The organism is Vibrio lentus (assembly GCF_030409755.1).
Lineage (GTDB): Bacteria > Pseudomonadota > Gammaproteobacteria > Enterobacterales > Vibrionaceae > Vibrio > Vibrio lentus.
The window spans coordinates 3,634,801-3,660,692 of sequence record NZ_JAUFQE010000002.1 but is presented as its reverse complement, the minus strand read 5'-3'; the positions used below and the strand labels follow the sequence as shown (position 1 = coordinate 3,660,692).

Genomic DNA, 25,892 nt, shown 5'->3' with positions numbered 1-25,892 from the left:
TTCTTAATTCCGTTATATTGGGCGAAGTTAGACATTATGTTAATCGGTGGAATCATCCGACTAATTCTTTAGCTGAAGCAGCCACACCCTTGCGGCTTCAGCATCCAATTCTATTTGATTCTTTAATGCGTCGAACGATTCAAATTTTATCTCGTCGCGCAGTTTGTGCAAAAGTCGTACTTCTAACTGTTTACCATATAAATTGGCTTTAAAGTCAAAAAAATGCACTTCTAATTGCTGCCTTACACCATTAACCGTTGGTCGTTGTCCAATATTAGCAACACCACCGACAGGCACACCGTCGATATCTAATGCTTCAACAACATACACTCCCGAAACAGGAGACACACAACGCTTTAATGGAATATTAGCGGTAGGGAAACCGATAGTTCTCCCTAGTTTACGACCATGAGAAACACGACCACTGATACTGTAGTCACGCCCTAGCATGGTAGCACTAGAAGCCAAGTCATTGGCCGCTAACGCATTTCGTATCTCAGTACTGCTTACTCGTAATTGGTTTAAGCAATAGCTCTGGGTGCTCACCACCTCAAAACCATACTTCTCGCCCGCTTCTTGAAGCATAGCGAAATTACCAGTACGACCCTTACCGAAGCAAAAATCGTCACCGACAACCAAGAATTTCACGCCAAGCTTATCAACCAAAAGGTCTTTAATGAACGCTTCCGCCGACAAGCTTGCAAAATACTGATTAAAATTCACACACAATAAACGACTGATATCTAGCTTACTCAGTTGCACGTATTTATCTCGTAAGCGAGTTAAACGTGCTGGTGCTTTACCTTTGGCAAACAACTCCATAGGTTGCGGCTCAAACGTCATGACAACAGAAGGGAGCCCTAATGCTGCAGCTTGTTTAGAAACCTGACTCAGAACCTCTTGATGCCCTAAATGAACACCATCGAAGTTACCTATGGTTAATACACAGCTATGATGCTGCGCTTTAATATTGTGTATACCTCGGATCAGTTCCATTGTGATCAGCTAAAACCTGTTATTTGCATCATTTATTGTGTGAAACCGACGGATTATATACTAATCAGTATTAATCTGTCGCTGCTTTTAAATGTTTTACTCGGATACCTAAAACCAGTATCGACACAATATAAGCAAAGGCGCCAAGTGCGATCAACCCTGTTAGTGTCAACGCTCTTTGGTTAAAGCCCCAATCAAGCCACAATTGCATATTGTCTAGCTGCCATAAAATCACGCCAATCATTACCGTACCTGAGATCAATAATTTAAGGCTAAACAACAATGTAGTCTTGGTTAAACGATAAACACCCGCTAGATGCAAACCACGATAAAGCAGAGTCATGTTCACGAACGCAGACAACGCCGTTGCGATTGCCAAACCAACATAACCATAGAAATAAGCGAAGATTGCGTTGAACACCATGTTAGTCACCATCGCAATGATGCCGTACTTAACTGGTGTTTTAGTGTCTTGACGAGAGTAATAGCCGGGAGCCAATACTTTAATAAGCATGAAATTCAGCAAACCTGAAGCGTACGCCACTAAAGACATGGAAGCCTGATTAACATCATGGGGAGAAAACTCTCCGCGCATAAACAGCACCATCAGCATCGGTTTTGCTAACACAATAAGGCCGAACATCGCAGGAATGCCGAGCAGCAGTACCATGCGCACCCCCCAGTCCATGGTATGAGCAAACCCTTCACCTTCGGCATCAACGTGCTTACGGGATAAAGCAGGAAGAATAACCGTCGCAATGGCGATACCAAACAAACCGAGTGGGAATTCTAATAGTCGATCCGAGTAATACAACCAACTGATAGAGCCCGTTGCTAGAAAGCTGGCAATAAAGGTATCGAACAACAAGTTGATTTGACTCACTGAGACACCAAACAAAGCAGGGATCATTAACGTGCGGATCTTAACCACGCCCGGATCTCTCCAACCCCATTTAGGCTTAACCAGTACTCCCGCTTTAATCAAGAAAGGCATTTGGAACAGGAATTGAACTAAGCCTCCAAGAAAAACGCCGATGGATAAACCAATTTCAGGTTGTTCTAAATTAGGAGCAAGAAACCAAGCACAAGCAATGATCATTACGTTCAAGAACACAGGCGTAAATGACGAAACCGCAAATTTGCCCATGGTATTAAGGATTGCACCTGATAAAGCGACAAACGTAATGAACCATAAATAAGGAAAAGTAATTTTCAGCATTAGGCTGGCGAGTTCAAACTTAGGCGCCGAGGGGCCGTCATTAAGCCAATCAATAAACCAACCCGCACCGAACATTGCGGTGATAACCCCAGAGCCTAATACCCCAAGCACCGTAACAATAGAAACCAATACCCCAAGAGTACCGGACACCTTTGCTATCAAGTCTCGAGTTTTATCTTTATCACCTGCGGCGTGATATTCCGTTAATACTGGTACAAAGGCTTGAGAAAAAGCACCTTCGGCAAACAGCCGACGTAAAAAATTAGGAATTTTATTGGCGAAGAAAAATACGTCTGCACTTGCTCCTGCCCCCATTAAGTTTGCTACTACGACATCACGTACTAGCCCCAAGACACGGGAAACAAAAGTCATTACACTGACAATCAGCCCTGACTTTAATAGTCGTTTACTCACACAAACCTCTGACACTGGTTGATTACTTTCAATCAAGGATAAATACTATCCTATCCTAAGAAGCATAATTATTAGCATTGGTCTAAAAATGCTGTTAGAATCCCCGCCATCTTAACCGCGATGACCTTTCCATACCAAAATTTGTTTGGCTGAGATTGGTTTTTGCACAAATCATTTGACAATTAAGCGCCTATGAGGGATAGTCCTCGCCCTTAAATTGTCACCGAACTAAGTTTTTGGGAGTTAGACCTTGGCAAACAGTAAATCTGCTAAGAAGCGCGCTATCCAAGCTGAGAAACGTCGCCAGCACAATGCTAGCCGTCGTTCTATGATGCGCACTTACATGAAAAAAACTATTGCAGCTATTGAAGCTGGCAATAAAGAAGCTGCAACTGCTGCTCTTGTAGAAGTTACACCTCTTCTAGACCGCATGGCGACTAAAGGCCTTATTCATAAGAATAAAGCTGCACGTCATAAGTCTCGTTTCGCTGCTGCAATCAAAGCTCTTTAATAGAAATTTGATTACAACGCAAAACGAAAAAAACCGGCCTCGGCCGGTTTTTTTATATCTGAAATTTGGCGAACACATCTCGAAGTCTTACTAATAGCTGTTTAAGCCTAGCTAATAATGGTTCTTAAGCCTCACTAATAAATAGCGACACTTCCTTGTGCCTATCTTATTTCTGATAGGAAATGAGCTAATCCACCAGCAATAAGCTACTTGCAGTACATACCATGCAGTAGGTTAATCATCGCTTTTACTTCTTCACTGCTCAATGTGTAATACACCGTCTGAGCTTCTTTACGAGTTTCGACTAAGCCATCTCTTCTCAACCAAGCAAGATGCTGAGATAACGCTGATTGACTCAATTCCAACTTGCCACATAACTCCCCGACCGACAGTTCTGTGCCATGCAATAAGCACAAGATCTGTAAACGTCGCTCGTTGGCCATGGCTTTGAGTAGAATAACGGCCTGCGCCGAGTTCTTCTCCATCTCTTTTAAGTTCATAGTCTGGCTCCCAACGACCTATTACGCCAACTACGGGCAATCAATATTTACGGCATATTGCTTGGATATGATAATCGATATCAATTCATTAACAAACTAACTCATTCGAACAATTTACTAAAATCTGCGTCACATACGTTTTTTACTGCTGGATGTTGGATCATCCGTTCAGCAAATATGACGTAGTACTCTTCTTTTAACTCTTCAATATCACACAAAAGTTGCAAAGAGGTGTCTTCTTCCACTTCAGACATATAAAGAGTGGGAGCAAGGAAAATGGCATCATGGTGATAACGCGCAAAAGCTTTCATCAAAGCAACATCATCAAATTCGCCCAAAATATCGGGTTTTAAACCTTGTCGATCAAACCATTGCAGTACTTTTCGCCCCATAGAAGTTCGACTTCCAGGGATCAAAAGCTTCCTTTCTTCTAACACAGCGGGAAAACTAATCCCTTCAACTTTGCCAGAACAGAAAAAACTCATTCCACTCTCACCCAGTTTTTTACTGAAAAGGCCTGGGCTTTGGCTTGAATCGACAGGGCAGTCTGAAAGAATCATATCGAGCTTATGCTGAGACAGTTGCTCGAGTAGCATTTCATGGGTCGACTCAAAACAGCGTAAATGAATGCTGTTATCGGGTGGGATAGTCGACATCAATATCTTACTGACTAATCTTTTGGACAGTGCATCCGCAACACCCACATCAAACAGAATATTGGAGTGCTGGCTATAATTCACGATATCTAGCATTTCGTAGCTCAGGCCAAACATACGATCGGCATACTTAAATACCAACTGCCCAAGCTCTGTCGGCTCAACACTGCGACCATTACGCTTTGTTAGCTTGCCATCCATACGTTCTTCTAACGCTTTTATCTGACCCGTTACGGTTTGTGGCGTTAAAAACAGAGCTTCTGCGGCTTTAGTAACAGAGCCTTGTTTGCAAACCATCCAGAAGTAATAAAGATGGTTATAGTTGAGGTGCGACATAAGTGTGCCGTATTAAAAGAGTTGATAACCTTTTATATCAAATATGACACGCCCACTCAACAAACTCGGAAAAACCTAACTTAAATCGTCATTACCACTTATTTTTTCGAAGTGTGTGATTTCATAATGTAATATTTGGGCGATTATTTTCAATTTTTCTCTAACTTTTAAGATCTATATCACCTATAGAGAAATCATTAAAAACCAATTAAAAACAGCAACTTAAAACAACCACATTAGCTAGTGGAATATTTAAAGAGCAAATCATCACAAAAAAGTCTCACCTAAACCAAAATGTAATATTACTGAAATATTTGTTCTCTAACATCACGCTCAGATTAAACAAACAGACCAAACACAGACTTAAACGGTCCAATGGAGAAAACATTATGAACCAAGCTACTACTGCAGCAGCGCCTATCTCGAGCACAACTCGTTGGCTACGCTGGGCTAACTTGGCATTCATGCTTTACCTACTATTACTTTCAGTTTCAATGGTTGGTACAGGCTTCAAATGGGCAACAGGCGAGCAAGCAAAGGTTCTTTTCGAATTTGCTTCCCACCCAGTTGCAGGCTTAATGATTGGCTTAGTGGCTACAGCACTTATTCAATCATCAAGTACAGTTACTTCAATTATCGTTGGCCTTGTGGCCGGTGGTTTACCTGTTGAGCTAGCAATCCCTATGATCATGGGTGCAAACATTGGTACTACGGTAACCAATACGCTAGTTAGCCTTGGTCATGTTCGTTGTAAAGATGAATTCAAACGTGCATTCGCAAGTGCGACGATTCACGACTTCTTTAACCTATTAGCCGTTGCTATCTTCCTACCACTAGAGATGGCGTTTGGTATTCTAGAGAAAATTTCTCACTGGTTAGTATCACCGATGCTAGCAACAGGTGATATGAGCATGGGTGGTCTTAACTTCATCAAGCCAATCACTAAGCCTGTTGTAAGTGCGATTAAAGAACCACTATCAACGTTTGGCGACACTGTTGGTGGGGTTATGCTTATCGTTCTAGGTATCGCGACTATCTTCGTAGCTATCACGGTAATGGGTAAGCTAATGAAGAGCCTAATGGTTGGCCGTGCTCGTGAGATTCTAAAGAACGCAATCGGTCGTGGTCCTATCCACGGTATCGCTTCTGGCTCTATCGTTACTATTCTTGTTCAGTCTTCTTCAACGACAACAAGCTTGATGGTTCCACTAGTTGGTTCAGGTGTTCTTAAAGTACGTGACGTTTACCCATTCACTTTGGGTGCAAACATCGGTACGTGTATTACCGCGCTATTAGCAGCGACAGCAGTATCTGGTGAGTTCGCAGTATTCGCACTACAGATTGCTCTAGTACACTTGGTGTTCAACATCATGGCAACGGTATTCATCTTTGGTATTCCGTTCCTACGTGAACTACCAGTGAAAGCAGCTGATATCATTTCAGACATGGCAGTGAAAAACAAAGCTGTAGTGGCTGGTTATCTTGTTGCGGTATTCCTTGTACTGCCAGGTAGCGTGTTAGCACTGACTGCTTAATAGCAAAACAAACATCGCTTATAGCAAAGCCCGCAACCTAGGTTGCGGGCTTTTTCTTTTTTGAAAGACAAAGATGCGAGATTCGAGTAGCGAGTGACGAAAAGCAAAAGCAGATAAAAACCGTCATTCCCTACAGCGAGGAACGAGCGTGATAGGGAATCTACCTAACACAACACCCAGAGATTCCCTACTCCTTCCTTCGTCAGTCTAGGGAATGACGGGCTTTTGATCTTCGTATCCCGTTTACTCGCTTCTATCTACCCTTATCTCGCATCTAAAAACGCTTACTTACCTTGCTCATTACGCAGGTACATAATGGCCACCATGCTAAAACCGATAAACTGCCACAAATATTGCCCATCGCTTGCGCCAGTGATGGTTTGAGTGAAAGCCATACAACTTGTCACGAATAGAGAAGAAAAAGCCGCATAGAGTAACCACGGGCGTTCTTTACCAGCCATGAATTCACCAGCGATCACCGAGCGAAGTACCAATAAAAATGGTAAACATTGCAAAGCAATCAGAATAGGAAACATAAAATCGAACGTAGGGCTCAGTAAAACATGACCGACTTGGCTCTTATCCCAAGTGCCGACAATATAGCCTTTCCAGCCAGCCCAAGTGTCACCCGAATAAGCGGTATCGGGTGTAATGAAGCCAAGTAGCACGCCCATCACTTTATCGATAAAGCCATTTTTGAACCAAAAGACGAATAAGAAGATCTGAATTGGAATGATCTGAAAAGCAAACTTCTTCAACATGTGTATACCCCAAATAGTAAATGATTTGGTGACCAGTATGTGAAAGTCGATGTTTTTACGCTTGATGCAAGGCAATCGAGCCTAAGTCCAAACAATAATCAAACATGTTGAGAAGCCTGTTAGCACAAGGAAACCTTACGGAAATACCGTAGCCATCAGCTCTCACGAAACACCTTCGTTTGAAAACGCATTTCATGGTTTAGGAAAGGTTTATTTTTTATAAAGATTCAATAAGATCAAACAGTTGACCGTTATGCTCTTTTTTCACTTCGGTATAGCGTTGATAGTTGTATTGCGAACCTTTTGGGTTGTCCGACAGCTTGTCAGCCACGCTGAGCAGATAAAAGCTGATAGGGCTCGGTGTACTTTCAGCAGCGTAAGAGAGGTAAGGGAAAGCTTGGTTAGCATGTTGGTTAATTAACAATGCAAGACCCAACGTAAGATTAGCGATATCACAACGTGGGTTCATCTCGAAAGCTTGCTTTGCCAATAGTAACGCTTGTTCTCGATCTTCCTGTTCATGGCCTTGTAAGTAAGCCAGAGATTCCGAATACGACAGTAAAGCATTAACCAGATAATTATCTCGCCCTTGCTCTTGAATCGTTTCCAATTGAGTAGCGATATCCGAAAATGGCTGACCACCTTTACCTTGGTAAAAAAGAGATATTCCCTCAGAGATAACCTTCCAATCTTCATAGTTATCAATAGAAGTCACTCGATGGCTTGCCACTCCATACTCTGCATTCATTGGCGCAATAATGGCTTTGATCTCAAGAATGACATCTCCAATAGCATCAAAAAAGCTATCTTGGCTAAAGGTTTTTTCTACTTTCTGGTTTTGATTGAGTTGGCGATTGTTTTGCACAAGCACGCTCAGTACATAACTGTCATCCTTCTGTTTCAGCCAGCTTTTAAGCTCAACACCCTTGTCAGCAAGTGATTGCTTACTCTGCTTAGCAAGCTGAGAGAAATGGTAACCCGATAAGTTTTTAGCCGAGTTCAACCCGTAGAAAAGGTAGTTATAGACACTTTCTGACATCTCATAATCATTCGCAGAATCGAGTGTTATGTCATGGATATAAACGGGAATCACATCACTTTGATGAGCAGAAATAACCGTAGCGTCATTGGCTGGGATATCGCTTTGCCATGCCCAAGTTGCAATCAAGCCAATCGAGAATACTGCGGTTGTAATCAGTGCGATGGTTTTCTTTTTGGACTTAGCGACAAGAGCTTTAGGTTCAGGTTGAGAGACACTCTCGACGGGAGTTGGTTCAACGCTCGGCTGAGTCACCTCAACATCGAACAGGTAACCTTGCTTAGGAATAGTCTGAATAATGCGATATGGACGTGATTTATCCTGAAGCTGACTGCGCAGTAAACTGATGACCTGTCTGACCAAATTGTCAGACACTTGAGTTCTTTGCCACACATCAGCAGCTATCTGCTGAGTGCTCACTACTTGCCCGCGATTTTCGATGAAATAACTGAGTAACTTTGCCTGTAATGGCTCTAAATGAATCGCTTCACTATCAACCACTAACTGATTTTTATCAGGGTAGAAAGCAACAGGAAAGTCGTGTTGCAATACAAAGCAATGCGAGCGAGTCATAGTAGTTCTGTAGTTAGAAAAGACCACTCAAGGTTATTGGTTTTACAAATAGTAAGCAAGCCAAGCATCAGAAAAAAATATCCGCCTTCTTAGAAGGCGGTTTTGCTTTATAACCCCCTAAAAGGGGGCGTCCGCGCTATCAGTTCTTCAATAACTGTAATTGTTGTTCATACTCTATGTCCTGCTTATCTTGGTGTCGTACATATCGCCGAATGACTTCTTCATTCACACCGACCGTATCTACAAAATACCCTCTAGCCCAAAAGTGATTTCCCCATAATTTCTTACGTATATGTGGGAATCTATTGAAAAGTCGAATTGCTGTTCGGCCTTTTAAAACTCCTAACAAACTCGATACTGATAACTTGGGAGGAATAATGACAACAAGATGAACATGATCTGGTTGAACATTTAATTCTAAAACTTCGCAGTCTTTCATATTGCACAAAATATAGATTGAACGATAAAGCTCCTTTCCTACCTTATCTTTCAAAATCTTATATCTGTACTTTGGAGTCCAAACTATATGGTATTTGCAACGCCAATAGACATGTGATGAACTTCTGTAATCGCCCATGTGGTTGTTTCCTCTTACTTGTGGTGAATAAGAGGTTACTTCTAACATGGGCACTTCTTCAGGCTATAGCCTCAAGGAACAATCACCACCGCCCTAGGCGGTGGTTTTGAGGAGCCAATAAAAAAGGCTGCACAGAGGCAGCCTTTCAATCAAAGAAAACGGATTAAATTACACCGAGAACGGGTACTTAATCGCTTCGTGGCATTCGTAATCTTCAACCCAGAAGTCATCCATCGTTACCCACGTTTCTAAATCTTCTAGAGACTTAATTTCAGGATTGATATGGAATGTAGGGCCAGCTAGAGGCTCACGCTTCAACTGAACATCACGCATTGGTGCAAGTTGATCTTCATAGATATGAGCGTTAACAAGCTTGTGATAAGCCACACCCGCTTTCTTGCCGGTGATCTGCGCCATGATAGCGAGGAACACATACACTTGAACCATATTGAAATTCAAACCTAAAGGTACGTCACAAGAGCGCTGAGTACTGTTTAGGTACAGAGTGTCACCAAGCAGAGAGAAGTGGTGGCTGTACATACACGGACGCAAACAACCCATATGGAACTCGCCTGGGTTGTAGAAGTTTAAGATCTCACCGCGGTCATCAATACCGTTAGTTAGATCATCAACAATCTTCTTCAGTTGGTCGATATGACCGCCATCAGGTTTCGCCCATGCACGTCCTTGAACACCGTAAACACGGCCCATGTCGTCTTCACCCTTACGGTAAGGGTTATTCAGCCATGCCTCGTTCAGGTTCGAATTCGCATCCCAAGTTTTAGTTCCTAGCTTGCGAAAATCTTCAGCATTATCGTAACCACGGATATAGCCAAGCAGTTCAGCAACTGCCGCTTTCCAAAAGCTCTTACGCGTTGTTACCAGTGGGAATTGGTTATTACCAACATCATATTCAAGGTCAGCATTGATCACGGTTAGGCAGCGCTTGCCCGTGCGTTCATTTTCAATCCAAGTACCGTCATCAACGATACGCTGACAGAGATCTAAATACTGTTTCACACCAATTCCTTACTTCGTTTGTTGTGGTAATTCGTCTTTGTAGTGACCACGCTTGTATGCCCAAACCATCATCAGCGCACCGACAATAACCATTGGCAGTGATAGGATTTGTCCCATCGAGATAAACCCACCGAACAAGCCAAGTTGAGCATCAGGTTCACGTACATATTCAACTAGGAAGCGGAATGTACCATATCCTGCTAGGAATAACCCTGATACAGAACCTAGAGGACGCGGCTTTTTGATGAACCAGTTCAAGATGAAGAACAGCACAATACCTTCAAGCGCCATTTCATAAAGCTGAGATGGGTGGCGAGGAAGTGGACCACCATTAGGGAACACGATCGCCCATGGAACATCAGTCACACGGCCCCAAAGCTCGCTGTTCATGAAGTTACCCATACGTCCCATACCTAAACCAAATGGCACCAATGGTGCAATCATGTCTGCGACACCAAAGAAGGTTCGACCGTTCTTTTTGGCATACCAGAACATCGCAGTGATAACACCAAGCAAACCACCGTGGAAAGACATACCGCCAGTCCATACCTTAAAGAGGTAAAGAGGATCTGCGAGGAATAGGTCAAAGTTGTAGAAAATTACGTAGCCAATACGGCCACCAAGCACCACACCTAGAAAGCCAGCAAACAGTAAATCTGACACTTGCTCTCGAGTCCAACCGCTACCAGGTTGATCAGCTCGGCGATTTGCTAACCAAAGCGCGAACATAAAACCGACCAGGTACATTAGGCCATACCAACGAACTGAGATTGGTCCTAATTCAATAAGAACAGGATCGATATTTGGGAATTCGATAAAACCCTGAGACATACTTGGCTCTCTATCTAAATAATAAACAATGGGTTAACTGCTTCACTGAAATTAAGCAACTCAGCAAAACAACCAACGGAGAAATACACTACAGCAGCATCATCGATGCTATAAACATTAAAAATACCGCAAAGAATTTTTTCAACACTGGCGTTGGCAGTTGAGTCGCCAACTTAGCGCCAATTCGAGTGGTCAACACTGACGTACAAGATATCGCAACCAGAGCGGGTAGATACACGTAGCCTAAACTGAAAGCGGGCAAATCGTTAACCGATGAACCATGCCAAATGAATCCAAGCATCCCTGAAATCGCAATGACACAACCACATACTGAAGATGAACCTACGGCTTTGCGCATTTCCACACCGTGATGATTCAGGAAAGGCACAGATAAAGACCCTCCGCCAATACCCGCTAAGCTCGATACCACACCAATTCCGCCGCCATACATCATCGTCTTTGCCGAACTAGGCATTACTTTTTGGCTTGTTGAACGAATGGATAGCAGCATCTGCAATGCCAATACCAAGACAATCACACCAAATACCTTCGGCAGATATTGCGCGGGAATAACGTCTGCGATGAAAGAACCTAGGAAGCCACCAACCACCACTCCAGGCATCAGCCACTTCACAACAAAGATCTCGACGTTGCCTAGCTTTAGGTGATTAATCGCAGAAGATCCGGAGGTAACAATAATGGTTGATAACGAAGTCGCTAACGCCATCTGCATTGCAAACTCTTGAGGAATACCCGCTTTAGGAAGCAAAAACAGCAAGGCTGGAACCACCAGCAAACCACCACCAATGCCCAGCAAACCCGCTAAAACACCAACAACAGCACCAAGGCCTGCCAACAAGCCAATGAGTTCGTATGACACGTTAAATCCTATTTTTTACCCGCTCGAATGAAGCCTGTAAATTCACGCTCTTCGAAATAGTTGAGCATCATACTATAGATGTCACTTCCATACGGTTTTGATAGCGCCTCATTTGCCAAATCTTGCAGTTCACTAAGCTTAGATTGACGAATCAAATACTTAGTCCTTGCGACATTTGAGGTATTCATACTTAACGTCTCATACCCTAATCCAATCAAGAGCAATGCGCCCATTGGATCACCCGCGAGCTCTCCACATATACACACAGGCAATTGATATTGCTTACAAGTATCATGGATGTGTTTCAATGCCATGATCACTGCAGGGTGCATGGATTCATAGACATCAGATACGCGGGAATTGTTCCGGTCAACCGCCAAAAAATATCCGCCTTCTTAGAAGGCGGTTTTGCTTTATAACCCCCTAAAAGGGGGCGTCCGCGCTATCAGTTCTTCAATAACTGTAATTGTTGTTCATACTCTATGTCCTGCTTATCTTGGTGTCGTACATATCGCCGAATGACTTCTTCATTCACACCGACCGTATCTACAAAATACCCTCTAGCCCAAAAGTGATTTCCCCATAATTTCTTACGTATATGTGGGAATCTATTGAAAAGTCGAATTGCTGTTCGGCCTTTTAAAACTCCTAACAAACTCGATACTGATAACTTGGGAGGAATAATGACAACAAGATGAACATGATCTGGTTGAACATTTAATTCTAAAACTTCGCAGTCTTTCATATTGCACAAAATATAGATTGAACGATAAAGCTCCTTTCCTACCTTATCTTTCAAAATCTTATATCTGTACTTTGGAGTCCAAACTATATGGTATTTGCAACGCCAATAGACATGTGATGAACTTCTGTAATCGCCCATGTGGTTGTTTCCTCTTACTTGTGGTGAATAAGAGGTTACTTCTAACATGGGCACTTCTTCAGGCTATAGCCTCAAGGAACAATCACCACCGCCCTAGGCGGTGGTTTTGAGGAGCCAATAAATATTGAGTTAAGTCATTGGTACCCACCGAAACGAAATCAACTTTATCCGCAATAAGCGGAAGAAGGTAAAGCATGGATGGCACTTCAATCATGATACCGATACGAGGCATACGCACTCGGTTATCAAGCTCGTGCACTTCGTCATAGGCTTGCTCAATGAGTTGAACAGTATCATCCAGTTCTTGAGTGCTAGAGATCATCGGCAACAAGATACTCAAGTTCTGGCTATCACAACTCGCACGTAACATCGCACGCAATTGGATAATAAAGATGTCGGGATGATCAAGGGTAAAACGAATACCACGCCAGCCAAGGAATGGATTGTCTTCTTCTATTGGGAAGTAAGGTAACGCCTTATCGCCACCAATATCCAAGGTTCGCATCACAACTTGCTTCTCTGGATAACTCGCGAGCACAGAACGATACTGCTTGAACTGTTCGTCTTCTGACGGGAACCTTTGTTGTAACAAGAAAGAGATTTCTGTTCGATACAGGCCTACGCCATCCACCCCTTGGTTGATCGCAATATTGGTGTCGGCACTTAAGCCCGCATTAAGCAAGATCTCGACCTGTCGGTCATCTTGGGTTTTTGCAGGTAAGTATAATTCTCGGTTAACCATAGAGGAGAGTTCACTCTCTTCTAGAATTAGCCCTTGGTATTCGCTCAGTAGGCTCTGAGTCGGCTCAATAAAGATCTCACCGCTGTAACCATCGACAATCGCTTGTTTGCCATTGGCTTGAGCTAGGTTGAGGTTTACCCCCATTACCGAGGGAATGCCTAACGCGCGAGATAAAATAGCCGCGTGCGAGTTCGCCGCCCCTTCCAAGGAAACGACAGCTAATAACTTCTCTTTAGGAATCGACGCTAAAACAGAAGCCGTTAACTCACGTACCACCAAGATAATCGGTTTATCTAGAGTCCGCAGTTCGTGCTCTGAGTTGTGAAGGAAATAAAGCAGCCTTTGACCCAACTCGCGAATGTCTTGCGCCCTCTCTCGAAGGTAGACATCAGACATACGGGCAAAGCGATTCGAGTAGCTCTCAACAACCTGTCTTAATGCCCAATCGGCTTTATCGCCTTTCTGGATTTGACTCTTCAGATCCTTACGCAACATCGGATCGTTGAGTAAGTGAGTAAACAGATCAAAGATCGCCAACGCATCTTTATTGATTTCACTGTCTAAACGCTTTCGCATGCGCTTAAAGTCATTGAGGGCATTTTCGACGGCAACAGCCAACAACTCATGCTCTCTTTCAACATTGAGCGTCGATGCTGGATAAACATCGGTTAATTCAGGCTGGGTGTTGTCCCACCATAAATCACCGATCGCAACGCCCGATGATGCAGCAATACCCTTGGTCGCAGGTAGCTTCTGTTGCTCAAGAAGCCAATGGCCTTGAGTTTGGGCATGCGCCACAATAACCGCAAGTTGAGCAGAGAGAGTGACAAGGAAAGACTCTTCCATCTCACTGAATAAACGAGGGGATTTCTGTTGAATAACCAAAACGCCAAGCACTTGCTTGCGATGGATAATCGGAGTGCCTAGAAAAGAGTGATAAACACTTTCTCCTAGTTCTGGAAAAAACTTATAAGCTGGGTGAGCAGATGCCTGTGCAAGGTTAATAGGTTCAGCACTTCTTTTGACAAGACCAACTAAGCCTTCGTCAAAACCAATCTGAATACTATTCCCTTCAAAGATCAGGCCTTGAGTTGCCATCAACTCAAGGCGCTGCATATCATTATTCGCTAGATACACGGTGCAGCACTCTGTCTGCATCGCACTGCATGTCTCTTTCACCAAAATATCAAGAGCCGTCGACACATCTTCAACTCTTGATACGTGTTCAACTATTTCCCTTAGTTGGCTGAGCATGCTTAACCTCTACGCAATTTGCGTTTTCCTTTTGTTTTTCGCTCTTTAAACGGCATTGCTAAAGATGCGAATTCTTTCATTGCTCGACGGTAAACATCTCGCTTGAAAGAAACAACTTGTCGAACTGGGTACCAGTAACTCACCCAACGCCAACCATCAAACTCAGGTGTACTTCCACGCTGCATATTGATATGCGATTCATCGCAATCTAAGCGCAAAAGAAACCACTTCTGTTTTTGTCCAATACAGACAGGTTTCGAATCCCACCGAACCAGTCGTTTGGGTAGCTTATAGCGTAACCAATGACGACTTGTCGCGACGATTTTTACATCCTTTTTTGTAAGGCCAACCTCTTCATACAACTCGCGGTACATTGCCTGTTCCGGAGTTTCACCTTCATCTATTCCCCCTTGAGGGAATTGCCATGAATGTTGCCCGTATCGTTTAGCCCAGAAGACCTGACCATGGTTGTTACAGATTACAATACCAACATTTAATCGGTAACCATCGCCATCTATCACTGGCCAACCTCTATCTAAATTTTTAATTACACTGATTTTTCCACATATCCCCAATTGGAGCAAACTTAGTGACGTGACAAGCGCTATATTTATGACTATTAACTAAGAATATGGATAAGTTTTGCTCAAATCTTAGTTACCCACATAAGAGTGAGACATAGACCACATTTATTCACCTTTTCTGTGAATAACTATGTGAAGAATTAGCCGCAATCGTTTTTTTTAATCCATACATTCATCAACACCGAAAGTTGCCCTCTCGCCATTAACAATAAAAAACAAATTAAATCATCAATTTAAAAACAAAATCATAAAATAAATAATCGTCAAAAACCAAAAGATCTTTTCAAAATCAAACATGGTTAAAGATCAACCACTCCGCTGCTTATCCACACTGGTGGGTCAAAGATTCATTTTGAACCCCATTTAGCAAGCATTTTATCCACCACAAACCCCTGTTTATTTATACACTAAATTAATATTTCAATTAATTACCTTCATGACCTGTGGATAACCATGAGTTTGATCCCTTTTATAGCAATGAGATCATTTCTTAACCAGTCGGCATTTGGTGATAACTTCTGATAAAATCATTTTTTTGATCATGCCTTTTATTATGAAACCAGAACCACAAACACAACAAGAGCTCTTAGACAGAGCGTATGCTATCGCCGGAATGACATTCAAAGAGCTCGCAGATGAAGCTGAGATGATCATGCCAAACGATCTTAAGCGCGATAAAGGCTGGGTTGGGCAACTATTAGAATGGCATTTGGGTGCAGCAGCAGGCAGTAAGCCAGAGCAAGATTTTGCTAAGCTAGGGATCGAACTAAAAAGTATTCCTATTGGTTATTCTGGCAAGCCTTTAGAAACAACCTTTGTCTGTGTCGCCCCCTTAATGGGAGTACAAGGATTAACATGGGAAACCAGTCACGTCCGAAACAAGCTCTCTAAAGTGTTGTGGATTCCCGTAGAAGGTGAGCGAGAGATCCCGCTTGCAGAAAGACATGTCGGATCCCCTTTACTCTGGACGCCAACCCCAGCGGAAGACGAGATCTTAAAAAGGGATTGGGAAGAACTGATGGAGCTGATCGTGTTAGGCAATGTTGAGCAGATCACAGCAAGGCACGGAGAAGCATTGCATTTACGACCGAAAGCAGCAAACAGCCGAGTACTAACAGAAGCGTATGGTGCGAGTGGGAAACCTATCAAGACCAAACCTCGTGGTTTCTACCTACGAACCCAGTTCACCCATAACTTGCTCACAACACACTATGCATAAATAGCTCACAGCCACTGTGCCTTGCGATTAACACTTGTTTCGCCAATGACTAACGCAATGGATGACATTGGTTGTCGTGTGTTACAGAGGCGTTCTAATGCGGCTTTAGAGCTAGCTCTATATCGCAGTAGCTTTGGCTTGGTTCATTACCAAACTCATCATACGCATTGTGCAAACGCAGGTATGCCTTTTCAAAGCCCAGCCGGAGCAACTCCTCTTTCACTTGATCTAAGGATCCAAAGTGAAGCGGTTCTCCGTCTTGCTTAACGGGTTCCAGCTTGTGTTTATATTCTACCGCCAACAGATATTCCGAGATATCGGAACAGCCAATAACGTACACTTTAGGTGTTTGATAAGAGTCTTTATGCTCTCCATGTAACCACATGTCTAATTGATGCTTTTGCATAGCCTGCCTCCATTGCTACATAAAGCTTAGTAGAACTCTTTTCCTTTACTAGATAACAACTTAAAAAATCATACATAACGGCTTAAAAAAGCAAAAAAGAGAAGCAAGTGCTTCTCTTTTTTGGCCAGATCTAGTTCAAAAGCTTGTGCTTTCGACGCCATAACTATCGCTGATGTTTATCTTAAGGGGTGAAAGGCGCTATCACCCCACAAGATTACGTCGGTATTCGCGCGCTTAAGACTCGACGAAGATGACGAACTCGGCGCTCAATCGTGACAACTTCAGGCTCAGAAAAACCAATTGGTCGACCATCGGCTTCAAGGCCAATATCTCTCAATAAGTGGGTATTGTTCCATGGTAGATCATATGAACTACGACGAACTTTTCGTTGCCATTCTCGCTCTTCACGACGAAGGTCTGCACGGATAAGGACTGTTGCTAGTTTTAAATATACTGAGTGACGCATAATAACTCTCCAGTTGTGGAATAAACTGAGGAAAAATAGCGTATTAGATAGTATGAGGGCTTCTCACTTAGCTGCTATTTTTCCGCAGCCAAATAAGGGTACGGATCTATTAGTTAGGTTTATCTTGGGTGTTTCGATCGGCCATAGCTGATGCTTGTGACATAACAGTCACCATGTCAGTACACGGATCAAACGACGCGCAAATATGCTGTATAAAATCGAAATGTTTCATTTGCGCCTCCAAACTAACTAAAAAATCCAAAAAGAAATGAAATAATAAAAGCAAATAAGTCTTTGTTAAACCATTGCTTTCACGGTTAAAGTCTAACCAAGTGAGTATATTATTCAACCGATAATTGATTAACAATTTCAAAACAAATGATTCACCCAAAATATTAGTTGCATATCAGTTTATATATAACATATTCACTATGATTATAAAAATATCCGCCTTCTTAGAAGGCGGTTTTGCTTTATAACCCCCTAAAAGGGGGCGTCCGCGCTATCAGTTCTTCAATAACTGTAATTGTTGTTCATACTCTATGTCCTGCTTATCTTGGTGTCGTACATATCGCCGAATGACTTCTTCATTCACACCGACCGTATCTACAAAATACCCTCTAGCCCAAAAGTGATTTCCCCATAATTTCTTACGTATATGTGGGAATCTATTGAAAAGTCGAATTGCTGTTCGGCCTTTTAAAACTCCTAACAAACTCGATACTGATAACTTGGGAGGAATAATGACAACAAGATGAACATGATCTGGTTGAACATTTAATTCTAAAACTTCGCAGTCTTTCATATTGCACAAAATATAGATTGAACGATAAAGCTCCTTTCCTACCTTATCTTTCAAAATCTTATATCTGTACTTTGGAGTCCAAACTATATGGTATTTGCAACGCCAATAGACATGTGATGAACTTCTGTAATCGCCCATGTGGTTGTTTCCTCTTACTTGTGGTGAATAAGAGGTTACTTCTAACATGGGCACTTCTTCAGGCTATAGCCTCAAGGAACAATCACCACCGCCCTAGGCGGTGGTTTTGAGGAGCCAATAAAATCACAGAACATCTCTCTTAACGACCAAGCGTCCAATAGCTCAATCTATCAGCCAGCGACTGCCAACTGGAAGTTGTAGCGGTGGGTAACAAAAAAGCCACGCATCATGCGTGGCTCTTAGATTGACACTAACCGGATAAAATCAATTCATTGAGAGTTCTAAACAACACCTTCAGAAATAAGGCTATGTTTGTTCAGCAATCGGTACATGGTTGCGCGCGAAACTCCAAGTTCCTTAGCAGCCAACGATACTTGACCACCATAAGATTCCAGAACAATCAGCAACGCATCTCGCTCTGAACGCTCACGGATACTTTTGAGGCTACGGCGCTCATCATTTTGCTTAGGTAAATCCAGCTGATGATCTTCAATGATCACTGAGTCCGACATCAACACCACGCGTTTGATTTGGTTCATCAGCTCACGGACATTGCCCGGCCAGTGATAACGATTCATCGATCGAAGCGCTTCGTCAGAGAAACTCTTGGCTTGAGCATTAAACTCTTTCGAATACTGACGTAAGAAATGATTGGCCAACACTGAGATATCACTAACCCGCTCTTTTAAGCTCGGAACCTGAATTCGTAGAACATTGATGTAGTGGTAAAGCTCTTCATTGAAGTCACCCTCAATCAATGCCTTTTCAATATCAGAAGAGTTAGCCGCCAGAATACGAACATCCACCGATTTTGACCCAGTCTCCGTCTCTACCTTGCCTTCTTGCAAGAAGCGCAACAAATTCAACTGTTGATTGCGAGGCATCGCTAACACATCATTGAGCAATATCGTGCCACCGTCCGCCTCTTCCAGCATACAAGGGGCTGCACCAAGCTGAGCTGAAATGCCGAAGACTTCAGACTCAATTCTCATCTCAGACAGAGCTCGGCAGTTGACCGTTAAAAATGGCTTTTGCGCGCGCGAAGAGTTTTGATGAATAGAGCGTGCAATCGTCTCTTTGCCAGCCCCACTCTCGCCATAAATTAAGATGCTGACATCAGTCGGCCCAATACGCTTTACTTGGTCTCTTAGGCGCTTTACTGCCACCGAGTCGCCCAACAAGCCCATATTGTTGTTAATGCCGTAGTTTGGCCACACTTTCTGCTCAAGCTTAAGCATCCCAAGCTGGTGACCTATGGTACTCAGTAGCTGTGCATCTGGAATGGGTGCCGTGAAAAAGTCGATACAGAAGTTAACGATAAACTGGCAAATAGTATCGGAGCTTAATTGCGATTCACGGATAAAGGCGAGCCATCTAACCTGTTTATTGTTACTCACCAAGTTTGCAATGCCATTTAGGCTGAACTCATCATGGCTAAGGTCCACAATGCCAATGCATGGGCCTATGTCGGCAATCAATGCATCGGCTTTTCGTAAATCTGCACACTGGGTACACTGCCAACCCACTTGTTCTAATACAGATAACCAGGGTTCGTACGCACCACCAACGACGATAAGAGAACCTGGTAAGGAATCCATCTTAAATTGAGTTCCCATCCTTCTTCCTTATTCTATTTTTATTTAAATCAGGCTAATACGAGTCACTGCTTCATCGTTCGACAAAAATGCCGCGAGATCGTATTCAGCGCAGAGACGTATAGTAGTGAGACTATCTTAGATTTTTTGTCTCAATAGTAAGACTATGTCAGAAATAATGATTTTTCGAATCAAGAGTGCGGTACAGGCAAGGTTTTGAACACTGAGAAACAGAAAAAGCCACCCGAAGGTGGCTTTTAAATTGAATCGGCTGTTACGGCCTGTCAGCGAAAATTACGCTTGAGGACGCATTGCCGGGAACAAGATCACGTCACGGATTGTGTGCGTGTTAGTAAATAGCATCGCTAGGCGATCGATACCAATACCTTGACCCGCTGTTGGCGGTAGGCCGTGCTCTAGTGCAGTAATGTAGTCTGCATCGTAGTACATAGCTTCGTCATCACCCGCGTCTTTTGCGTTAACTTGTGCTTTGAAACGCTCGTCTTGGTCTTGTGCATCGTTAAGCTCAGAGAAACCGTTCGCTACTTCACGGCCACCGATGAAGAACTCAAAGCGGTCGGTGAAGAATGGGTTGCTGTCGCTACGACGAGCCAGTGGAGAGATGTCCGCTGGGTAACCCGTGATGAACGTTGGTTGAATTAGCTGAGGCTCAGCCGTTTCACCAAAGATCTCTTCAAGAAGCTGACCACATGTCCAGAACTTCTCAACGTACAGACCCACTTCCTCTGCAATTTTAACCATCAATTCTCTGTTCTGAAGATCATCTTCAGTCAGAGCTTGAATGTTTGCATTTTCAGGTGTGTAGTGTTTGATTGCATCGAACATGCTCATGCGAGCGTAAGTGCCACCGAACTCAACTGTTTCGTCACCGTAAGGCATAGAAGTAGAACCAAGAACGTCCATCGCTGCTGTGCTTAGCATCTCTTCCGTTAGATCCATTAGATCTTTGTAGTCAGAGTACGCTTGGTAGAATTCCATCATTGTGAATTCTGGGTTGTGACGTGGAGAAAGACCTTCGTTACGGAAGTTACGGTTGATCTCGAATACACGGTCAAAACCACCAACTACTAGACGCTTAAGGTAAAGCTCAGGTGCAACACGTAGGTACATGTCGATGTCTAGTGCGTTGTGATGAGTGATGAATGGACGTGCTGTTGCACCACCTGGGATCACGTGCATCATTGGCGTTTCAACTTCTAGGTAGCCTTTTGAGCTCATGAAGTTACGGATTGAAGACACAAGCTTAGAACGTACGATGAATGTGTTACGAGAGTCTTCGTTCACGATTAGGTCAACGTAACGCTGACGGTAACGCATCTCTTGGTCAGTTAGACCGTGGAACTTCTCTGGCAGAGGACGAAGTGCTTTCGTTAGCAATTCAAACTCTTCCATGTTCACGTAAAGGTCGCCTTTACCAGACTTGTGAAGCGCACCTTTAACACCGATGATGTCACCGATATCTAGGCCTTGGTACTTCTCTTTTAGTACTTTTTGAACGTCTTTCGCTGCGTATGCTTGGATACGACCAGAAGTTTCTTGAATCGCAAGGAATGGACCACGCTTCGCCATAATACGACCAGCGATCGCAACGATGTGGTTAAGCTCTTCTAGCTCTTCCTTAGTCTTCTCACCGAATTCCGCTTGAAGGTCGCCAGCTAGGTGCTCACGACGGAAGTCATTTGGGTGACCGTTAGCTTTGCAGTTCAGGCGGATGTGATCCAGCTTGCTGCGGCGCTCAGCGATTAGTTTGTTCTCTTCAGGTGAAGAAGCTTCTTGTGCGTTTTCGTTTTGAACAGCATCAGTCATTAGAGATGTACCCTGCTTTTATAATTTGGACAGCTATATTTTTTCAAATATAGGCATTTTTACCAATATTATTGGTAAAGCTTAATAGTTGGTAAAGCTTACAGACCTGATTTCAGGCTAGCTTCAATAAACTTGTCTAAGTCACCGTCAAGAACCGCTTGAGTGTTACGGTTTTCGATGCCGGTGCGCAAATCTTTGATACGAGAATCATCCAGTACGTAAGAGCGGATTTGACTGCCCCAACCGATGTCTGATTTCGTTTCTTCGCTCGCTTGTTTTTCAGCATTTTGTTTTTGAATCTCAAGTTCAAAAAGCTTAGCACGTAGCTGCTTCATCGCTTGATCTTTGTTCTTATGCTGCGAACGGTCATTCTGACATTGAACCACTGTGTTGGTTGGAACGTGAGTAATACGTACCGCCGATTCAGTGGTGTTTACGTGCTGACCACCAGCGCCAGAGGCACGGTATACGTCAATACGTAAGTCAGAAGGATTAATGTCGATCGTAATGTTGTCATCAATCTCTGGGTAGATAAACGCAGATGCAAATGAAGTATGACGACGACCACTTGAATCAAATGGTGACTTACGAACCAGACGGTGAACACCAGTCTCTGTACGTAACCAACCATAAGCGTATTCACCAGAAATACGCACCGTTGCGCCTTTAAGGCCAGCAACATCACCATCAGACACTTCGATAACTTCGGTCTTGAAGCCTTTCGAATCTGCCCAACGTAAGTACATGCGTAACATCATTGAAGTCCAGTCTTGAGCTTCTGTACCGCCCGAGCCTGACTGTAAATCGATGTAGCAATCTGATGCGTCGTGATCGCCAGCAAACATACGACGGAATTCTAGTTTTTCTAGCTTAGCTTCTAGCTCAGCCAGTTCTGGTTCAATTTCGTCAAACGTTTCTTGGTCTTCTTCTTCAACCGCAAGCTCTAATAGACCTTCAACATCCTCAACACCTTGGTCAAGTAAATCGATTGTTTCTACTACCGCTTCCAATGCAGAACGTTCTTTACCTAGCGCTTGTGCACGCTCAGGTTCGTTCCATACATCCGGTTGTTCTAATTCTGCGTTTACTTCTTCTAGACGCTCTTTCTTAGCGTCATAGTCAAAGATACCCCCTCAGGATATTTGTGCGTTCAGACACATCCTGCAGACGGTTTTTAATAGGATTGATTTCAAACATTTTAGCTCATCATTTATGAGTAGAATTTAACCGAAGAATTGTACTCAAAAGTGTGACGGAGATACAGAATTTTTTAGAGTGGAAAGCCAAGATTCAATAACTTAGTGGGATATAAATTTGACAGGCTGAAAAAAGACGTAGGATTTATAAGGGAAAGAAAGAAAACAAGCCCTGTTTTTGAACAGAGCTTGTTGAATTTGGGGCTAAATGGTGAACATCATTTAATGAATGATAACGCTATTTGGCTTCAATATGATCAATCATCAACTGCAAAGATTGGTTGCCACGAAACTCGTTGATATCCAGCTTAAATGCGAGACTCACCGTTTTCACGGACGCATCAGGCCAGCGACGTAAATCAACGTTGAAGGCAATACCATCGATCATTACATTAGTTGGATGGCCTTTGTATAAAGGTTCTAGCATCAATTTAAGGTGTTTTTCACCGACCAACTTTTGATGCAGTACTTTGAACTCACCATCAAAGATCGGTTCTGGGAAAGCTTGCCCCCAAGGACCACCAGAACGCAACGTTTCAGCGGTGTGCATTGAGAACTCTTCTGGTAACAGCTCACCATCAGAAAGGATGATGCCCTTCAGCGCCGTCTCACCGAGCTCTTTGCGCACAACGTCATCAAACATCTTACTAAATCGCTCGAAGTCTTTTTCCATAATGGTCAAACCGGCCGCCATTGCATGACCACCAAACTTCAAGATCAAGCCTGGGTTTTGAGTATCGATTCGGTCAAGCGCATCGCGCATGTGCAAACCCGGAATCGAGCGGCATGAACCTTTGATACTGCCTTCCCCACCATCAGCGAATGCGATCACTGGGCGGTGATATTTATCTTTGATACGCGAAGCCAAAATACCAATCACACCTTGGTGCCAATCACGTTGGAACAGGGCTAAACCGGAAGGCAAGTCGTCTTTACCGAACTCAAGGCGCTCACAAAAAGCCATCGCCTCTTGTTTCATGCCCTCTTCAATCTCTTTACGTGTTTGGTTCAAGCCATCTAACTCGCTGGCCATTCGACGCGCGGCGTGAATGTTATTGCTCATCAACAACTCAACACCAAACGACATATCATCCAATCGGCCTGCGGCATTGATACGAGGGCCAAGTGCAAACCCAAAATCAGAAGCGACCAAACGCTTAGCGTCTCGCTTAGCAATTTCAATCAAGGCCTGAATACCCGGACGCGCTTTGCCTGCACGGATACGTTGTAAACCTTGATGAACCAAAATACGGTTATTTTCATCGAGTGGTACCACGTCGGCAACGGTACCTAACGCAACCAAATCGATCAGTTCCATCAACTTAGGTTCTGTCATGCCATGTTGTGCGAACCAACCCAATTTACGCATATGAACACACAGCGCCATCATCAGGTAAAACGCCACACCCACACCCGCTAGTGCTTTTGAAGGAAATGTACAGCTTTCTAGGTTGGGGTTAACCATTGCATCGGCAATCGGTAATTCAGAGCCAGGCAAGTGATGATCAGTAACCAGCACATCAAGGCCTTGCTCTTTAGCAAAGCGAACACCGTCAATCGAAGAGACACCGTTGTCTACGGTCATGATCACTTCGGCACCAATCTCAATCGCTTGTTCAACAACCTCTGGGCTCAAGCCGTAGCCATCTTCAAAGCGGTTTGGTACTAAGTAATCGACATTAGAACTGCCCAGCATGCGCAGTGCCAATACCGACAAAGCGGAACTCGTCGCGCCATCAGCATCAAAATCACCGACAACGATAATGCGCTTTTGAAGCTTAATCGCATTGAAAAGCAGTTCTACCGCGGCATCGATACCGCCCAGTTTTTGATAGGAGTGTAAGCCTTTCGCAGCCGTCTCCAGTTGCTCTGCACTGTCGATTCCGCGACTCACATAAATGCGCTTTAACAAGTCAGGTAAGTGAGCAGGTAAAACTGAAGTATCGACCTCAGGGCGGCGTTGGATCTCTATCATATAAAAATGGGCCCGATATCAATCAGGCCACTCCTTAAATCAAAAACGTAGGGAAATTAAAACAACGAGCGACAAGGTTAGATATCTTTCAACGAGTCTCGTCGCTCTGAACAAATCATGCCATTCTAAAACAAACTGATTTGCTCAGAATAAAGCTTACTGCTCTAAACGCTGAAGAAGTTGTGCTGGTGGTAAGTAACCACTCACCAACTCACCACTTGCTAGCACGATAGCAGGTGTACCGTTAATACCAAGCTCACGGCCTAATTGATACTGCTTCGCTATGATTTGCTTCTGCTCGCTAAGGTCTGTGCCCGCTGCTGGCATTTTACGTTCTGCTTTAGCACTGTGCATCGCTGCTTTTGGATCGTCAGAAGCCCAAATTGCTGCCATTTGGTCGGCAACTTGTCCGGTCGCACCTTGGCGTGGGTAAGCCATGTAACGAACGGTAATACCCAGATCGTTATAGCCTTGCATTTGGCTGTGTAGACGAACACAGTAGCCACACGTAATGTCAGTAAACACCGTCACAACGTACTTTTCATTATCGGCTTTATATTCGATAACCGTATCTGACAATGCCGCGACCTTTTCAGCATTAAGCGGAGCTTGACGCTCGGCCAATACGTCGCTGAACTTACCGTTGTCATCCAAAGAGTAAAGAGTGCCCGCTAGAAAATGATCGCCCTTTGGAGAAGAAAAGATAATGCCGCTGTTGGTTTGAATTTCTAACAGACCATCGATATCTGAAGGAACAATCTTCTCTACCTTAATACCGATTTTTTCAAAGCGCTTTGTTAACGCGGTTGTATCAACAGCTTGTGCTGAAGCAACTTCTACGGCTGTTGATGTTTGTTCTACTTTCGCTTCTGATGCATTACATGCAGTAATCATGAGAGGAAGCGCTAATAGAGGAAGACGGCGTAATACGCTCATTAAGTTCACCTTAAAAAT

At 43.6% G+C, this 25,892-nt stretch carries 23 protein-coding genes and 2 pseudogenes; 3 read left to right on the top strand and 22 right to left on the bottom strand.

The features are described 5' to 3' along the window. Nucleotides 1-60 precede the first annotated feature (60 nt). Nucleotides 61-996, bottom strand: a complete 936-nt coding sequence (ribF, locus tag QWZ07_RS25130) for a bifunctional riboflavin kinase/FAD synthetase (protein WP_192854072.1) — start codon at nucleotides 994-996, stop codon at nucleotides 61-63. Nucleotides 997-1,066: 70 nt separating this feature from the next. Further along, nucleotides 1,067-2,629 carry a murein biosynthesis integral membrane protein MurJ gene (murJ, locus tag QWZ07_RS25125; protein ID WP_032501129.1) on the bottom strand — a complete coding sequence of 521 codons (1,563 nt, stop codon included), beginning with the start codon at nucleotides 2,627-2,629 and terminating at the stop codon, nucleotides 1,067-1,069. 250 nt (nucleotides 2,630-2,879) lie between these two features. Here murJ and rpsT point away from each other — a divergent pair, with 250 nt between their 5' ends. After that, entirely contained in the window at nucleotides 2,880-3,140 is a 261-nt protein-coding gene (gene rpsT / locus QWZ07_RS25120; RefSeq protein WP_012603273.1) for a 30S ribosomal protein S20, read from the top strand. A 206-nt stretch (nucleotides 3,141-3,346) separates the two neighbouring features. Here the strand turns inward: rpsT and QWZ07_RS25115 are convergent, their stop codons facing one another. Both QWZ07_RS25115 and nhaR read right to left on the bottom strand, forming a co-directional pair. Then, nucleotides 3,347-3,640 carry an ArsR/SmtB family transcription factor gene (locus tag QWZ07_RS25115; RefSeq protein ID WP_009848443.1) on the bottom strand — a complete coding sequence of 98 codons (294 nt, stop codon included), beginning with the start codon at nucleotides 3,638-3,640 and terminating at the stop codon, nucleotides 3,347-3,349. Nucleotides 3,641-3,741: 101 nt separating this feature from the next. Next, on the bottom strand, nucleotides 3,742-4,632 hold the full coding sequence (gene nhaR / locus QWZ07_RS25110; RefSeq protein ID WP_065113193.1) for a transcriptional activator NhaR: 891 nt from the start codon (nucleotides 4,630-4,632) through the stop codon (nucleotides 3,742-3,744). A 389-nt stretch (nucleotides 4,633-5,021) separates the two neighbouring features. Here nhaR and QWZ07_RS25105 point away from each other — a divergent pair, with 389 nt between their 5' ends. After that, nucleotides 5,022-6,167: a Na/Pi symporter gene (locus QWZ07_RS25105; protein ID WP_017102996.1), complete on the top strand. Its 1,146-nt coding sequence runs from the start codon at nucleotides 5,022-5,024 to the stop codon at nucleotides 6,165-6,167. A 284-nt stretch (nucleotides 6,168-6,451) separates the two neighbouring features. Here the strand turns inward: QWZ07_RS25105 and QWZ07_RS25100 are convergent, their stop codons facing one another. The 10 genes and pseudogenes from QWZ07_RS25100 to rppH all read right to left on the bottom strand — a co-directional run bounded on the left by QWZ07_RS25100 (nucleotide 6,452) and on the right by rppH (nucleotide 15,248). After that, nucleotides 6,452-6,928 carry a hypothetical protein gene (locus tag QWZ07_RS25100; protein ID WP_102314691.1) on the bottom strand — a complete coding sequence of 159 codons (477 nt, stop codon included), beginning with the start codon at nucleotides 6,926-6,928 and terminating at the stop codon, nucleotides 6,452-6,454. Nucleotides 6,929-7,145: 217 nt separating this feature from the next. After that, nucleotides 7,146-8,540 (bottom strand): winged helix-turn-helix domain-containing protein, encoded by a 1,395-nt coding sequence (locus tag QWZ07_RS25095; RefSeq protein ID WP_192854071.1) that lies wholly within the window; start codon nucleotides 8,538-8,540, stop codon nucleotides 7,146-7,148. Between the two features lie 139 nt (nucleotides 8,541-8,679). Beyond that, nucleotides 8,680-9,117: an IS200/IS605 family transposase gene (gene tnpA / locus QWZ07_RS25090; RefSeq protein ID WP_192854767.1), complete on the bottom strand. Its 438-nt coding sequence runs from the start codon at nucleotides 9,115-9,117 to the stop codon at nucleotides 8,680-8,682. Between the two features lie 168 nt (nucleotides 9,118-9,285). Next, nucleotides 9,286-10,137 carry a thymidylate synthase gene (locus tag QWZ07_RS25085; RefSeq protein ID WP_102485502.1) on the bottom strand — a complete coding sequence of 284 codons (852 nt, stop codon included), beginning with the start codon at nucleotides 10,135-10,137 and terminating at the stop codon, nucleotides 9,286-9,288. A 9-nt stretch (nucleotides 10,138-10,146) separates the two neighbouring features. Continuing rightward, entirely contained in the window at nucleotides 10,147-10,968 is an 822-nt protein-coding gene (gene lgt, locus QWZ07_RS25080; protein ID WP_017106781.1) for a prolipoprotein diacylglyceryl transferase, read from the bottom strand. An 88-nt stretch (nucleotides 10,969-11,056) separates the two neighbouring features. Beyond that, a complete protein-coding gene (locus QWZ07_RS25075; RefSeq protein WP_065105635.1) occupies nucleotides 11,057-11,848 on the bottom strand; it encodes a sulfite exporter TauE/SafE family protein in 792 nt (263 codons plus the stop codon). A gap of 8 nt (nucleotides 11,849-11,856) precedes the next feature. Continuing rightward, a pseudogene (locus QWZ07_RS25070) lies at nucleotides 11,857-12,234 on the bottom strand (putative PEP-binding protein); the annotation flags it as partial. 59 nt (nucleotides 12,235-12,293) lie between these two features. Further along, entirely contained in the window at nucleotides 12,294-12,731 is a 438-nt protein-coding gene (gene tnpA / locus QWZ07_RS25065) for an IS200/IS605 family transposase (RefSeq protein ID WP_192854767.1), read from the bottom strand. A 112-nt stretch (nucleotides 12,732-12,843) separates the two neighbouring features. Next, nucleotides 12,844-14,727: pseudogene (gene ptsP, locus QWZ07_RS25060) on the bottom strand (phosphoenolpyruvate--protein phosphotransferase); the annotation flags it as partial. Between the two features lie 2 nt (nucleotides 14,728-14,729). Next, nucleotides 14,730-15,248: an RNA pyrophosphohydrolase gene (rppH, locus tag QWZ07_RS25055; protein ID WP_009848435.1), complete on the bottom strand. Its 519-nt coding sequence runs from the start codon at nucleotides 15,246-15,248 to the stop codon at nucleotides 14,730-14,732. Nucleotides 15,249-15,864: 616 nt separating this feature from the next. Here rppH and mutH point away from each other — a divergent pair. Beyond that, nucleotides 15,865-16,530, top strand: coding sequence for a DNA mismatch repair endonuclease MutH (mutH, locus tag QWZ07_RS25050; protein WP_050546578.1), 666 nt, complete (start codon nucleotides 15,865-15,867; stop codon nucleotides 16,528-16,530). Nucleotides 16,531-16,624: 94 nt separating this feature from the next. On the opposite strand, the gene QWZ07_RS25045 is transcribed toward mutH, so the two are convergent. The 8 genes from QWZ07_RS25045 to QWZ07_RS25010 all read right to left on the bottom strand — a co-directional run bounded on the left by QWZ07_RS25045 (nucleotide 16,625) and on the right by QWZ07_RS25010 (nucleotide 25,874). Next, nucleotides 16,625-16,936, bottom strand: coding sequence for a DUF6482 family protein (locus QWZ07_RS25045; protein ID WP_004735016.1), 312 nt, complete (start codon nucleotides 16,934-16,936; stop codon nucleotides 16,625-16,627). 214 nt (nucleotides 16,937-17,150) lie between these two features. Beyond that, nucleotides 17,151-17,402, bottom strand: coding sequence for a hypothetical protein (locus QWZ07_RS25040; protein ID WP_004735015.1), 252 nt, complete (start codon nucleotides 17,400-17,402; stop codon nucleotides 17,151-17,153). A gap of 505 nt (nucleotides 17,403-17,907) precedes the next feature. Beyond that, nucleotides 17,908-18,345 carry an IS200/IS605 family transposase gene (gene tnpA / locus QWZ07_RS25035; protein WP_192854767.1) on the bottom strand — a complete coding sequence of 146 codons (438 nt, stop codon included), beginning with the start codon at nucleotides 18,343-18,345 and terminating at the stop codon, nucleotides 17,908-17,910. A 281-nt stretch (nucleotides 18,346-18,626) separates the two neighbouring features. Further along, nucleotides 18,627-19,961 (bottom strand): cyclic-di-GMP-binding transcriptional regulator VpsR, encoded by a 1,335-nt coding sequence (gene vpsR, locus QWZ07_RS25030; protein WP_017106785.1) that lies wholly within the window; start codon nucleotides 19,959-19,961, stop codon nucleotides 18,627-18,629. Between the two features lie 273 nt (nucleotides 19,962-20,234). Further along, on the bottom strand, nucleotides 20,235-21,767 hold the full coding sequence (gene lysS, locus QWZ07_RS25025) for a lysine--tRNA ligase (protein ID WP_017110548.1): 1,533 nt from the start codon (nucleotides 21,765-21,767) through the stop codon (nucleotides 20,235-20,237). 98 nt (nucleotides 21,768-21,865) lie between these two features. Next, a protein-coding gene (gene prfB, locus QWZ07_RS25020) for a peptide chain release factor 2 (RefSeq protein ID WP_099167407.1) occupies nucleotides 21,866-22,964 on the bottom strand; the annotation gives its coding sequence in 2 pieces (ribosomal slippage) (nucleotides 21,866-22,888 and nucleotides 22,890-22,964; 1,098 coding nt in all). A 237-nt stretch (nucleotides 22,965-23,201) separates the two neighbouring features. Continuing rightward, on the bottom strand, nucleotides 23,202-24,938 hold the full coding sequence (gene recJ / locus QWZ07_RS25015; RefSeq protein WP_192854374.1) for a single-stranded-DNA-specific exonuclease RecJ: 1,737 nt from the start codon (nucleotides 24,936-24,938) through the stop codon (nucleotides 23,202-23,204). A 156-nt stretch (nucleotides 24,939-25,094) separates the two neighbouring features. Beyond that, entirely contained in the window at nucleotides 25,095-25,874 is a 780-nt protein-coding gene (locus QWZ07_RS25010; RefSeq protein ID WP_192854375.1) for a thioredoxin fold domain-containing protein, read from the bottom strand. Between the last annotated feature and the right edge of the window lie 18 nt (nucleotides 25,875-25,892).

Coding starts and splice junctions, on each gene's coding strand:
- nhaR (WP_065113193.1), bottom strand. CDS start 4,632: ATGTCGCACCTCAACTATAACCATCTTTATTACTTCTGGATGGTTTGC.
- QWZ07_RS25045 (WP_004735016.1), bottom strand. CDS start 16,936: ATGCAAAAGCATCAATTAGACATGTGGTTACATGGAGAGCATAAAGAC.
- recJ (WP_192854374.1), bottom strand. CDS start 24,938: ATGATAGAGATCCAACGCCGCCCTGAGGTCGATACTTCAGTTTTACCT.
- mutH (WP_050546578.1), top strand. CDS start 15,865: ATGAAACCAGAACCACAAACACAACAAGAGCTCTTAGACAGAGCGTAT.
- vpsR (WP_017106785.1), bottom strand. CDS start 19,961: ATGGGAACTCAATTTAAGATGGATTCCTTACCAGGTTCTCTTATCGTC.
- tnpA (WP_192854767.1), bottom strand. CDS start 18,345: ATGGGCGATTACAGAAGTTCATCACATGTCTATTGGCGTTGCAAATAC.
- lysS (WP_017110548.1), bottom strand. CDS start 21,767: ATGACTGATGCTGTTCAAAACGAAAACGCACAAGAAGCTTCTTCACCT.
- QWZ07_RS25095 (WP_192854071.1), bottom strand. CDS start 8,540: ATGACTCGCTCGCATTGCTTTGTATTGCAACACGACTTTCCTGTTGCT.
- QWZ07_RS25040 (WP_004735015.1), bottom strand. CDS start 17,402: ATGCGTCACTCAGTATATTTAAAACTAGCAACAGTCCTTATCCGTGCA.
- ribF (WP_192854072.1), bottom strand. CDS start 996: ATGGAACTGATCCGAGGTATACACAATATTAAAGCGCAGCATCATAGC.
- QWZ07_RS25100 (WP_102314691.1), bottom strand. CDS start 6,928: ATGTTGAAGAAGTTTGCTTTTCAGATCATTCCAATTCAGATCTTCTTA.
- tnpA (WP_192854767.1), bottom strand. CDS start 12,731: ATGGGCGATTACAGAAGTTCATCACATGTCTATTGGCGTTGCAAATAC.
- tnpA (WP_192854767.1), bottom strand. CDS start 9,117: ATGGGCGATTACAGAAGTTCATCACATGTCTATTGGCGTTGCAAATAC.
- QWZ07_RS25010 (WP_192854375.1), bottom strand. CDS start 25,874: ATGAGCGTATTACGCCGTCTTCCTCTATTAGCGCTTCCTCTCATGATT.
- QWZ07_RS25105 (WP_017102996.1), top strand. CDS start 5,022: ATGAACCAAGCTACTACTGCAGCAGCGCCTATCTCGAGCACAACTCGT.
- lgt (WP_017106781.1), bottom strand. CDS start 10,968: ATGTCTCAGGGTTTTATCGAATTCCCAAATATCGATCCTGTTCTTATT.
- QWZ07_RS25115 (WP_009848443.1), bottom strand. CDS start 3,640: ATGAACTTAAAAGAGATGGAGAAGAACTCGGCGCAGGCCGTTATTCTA.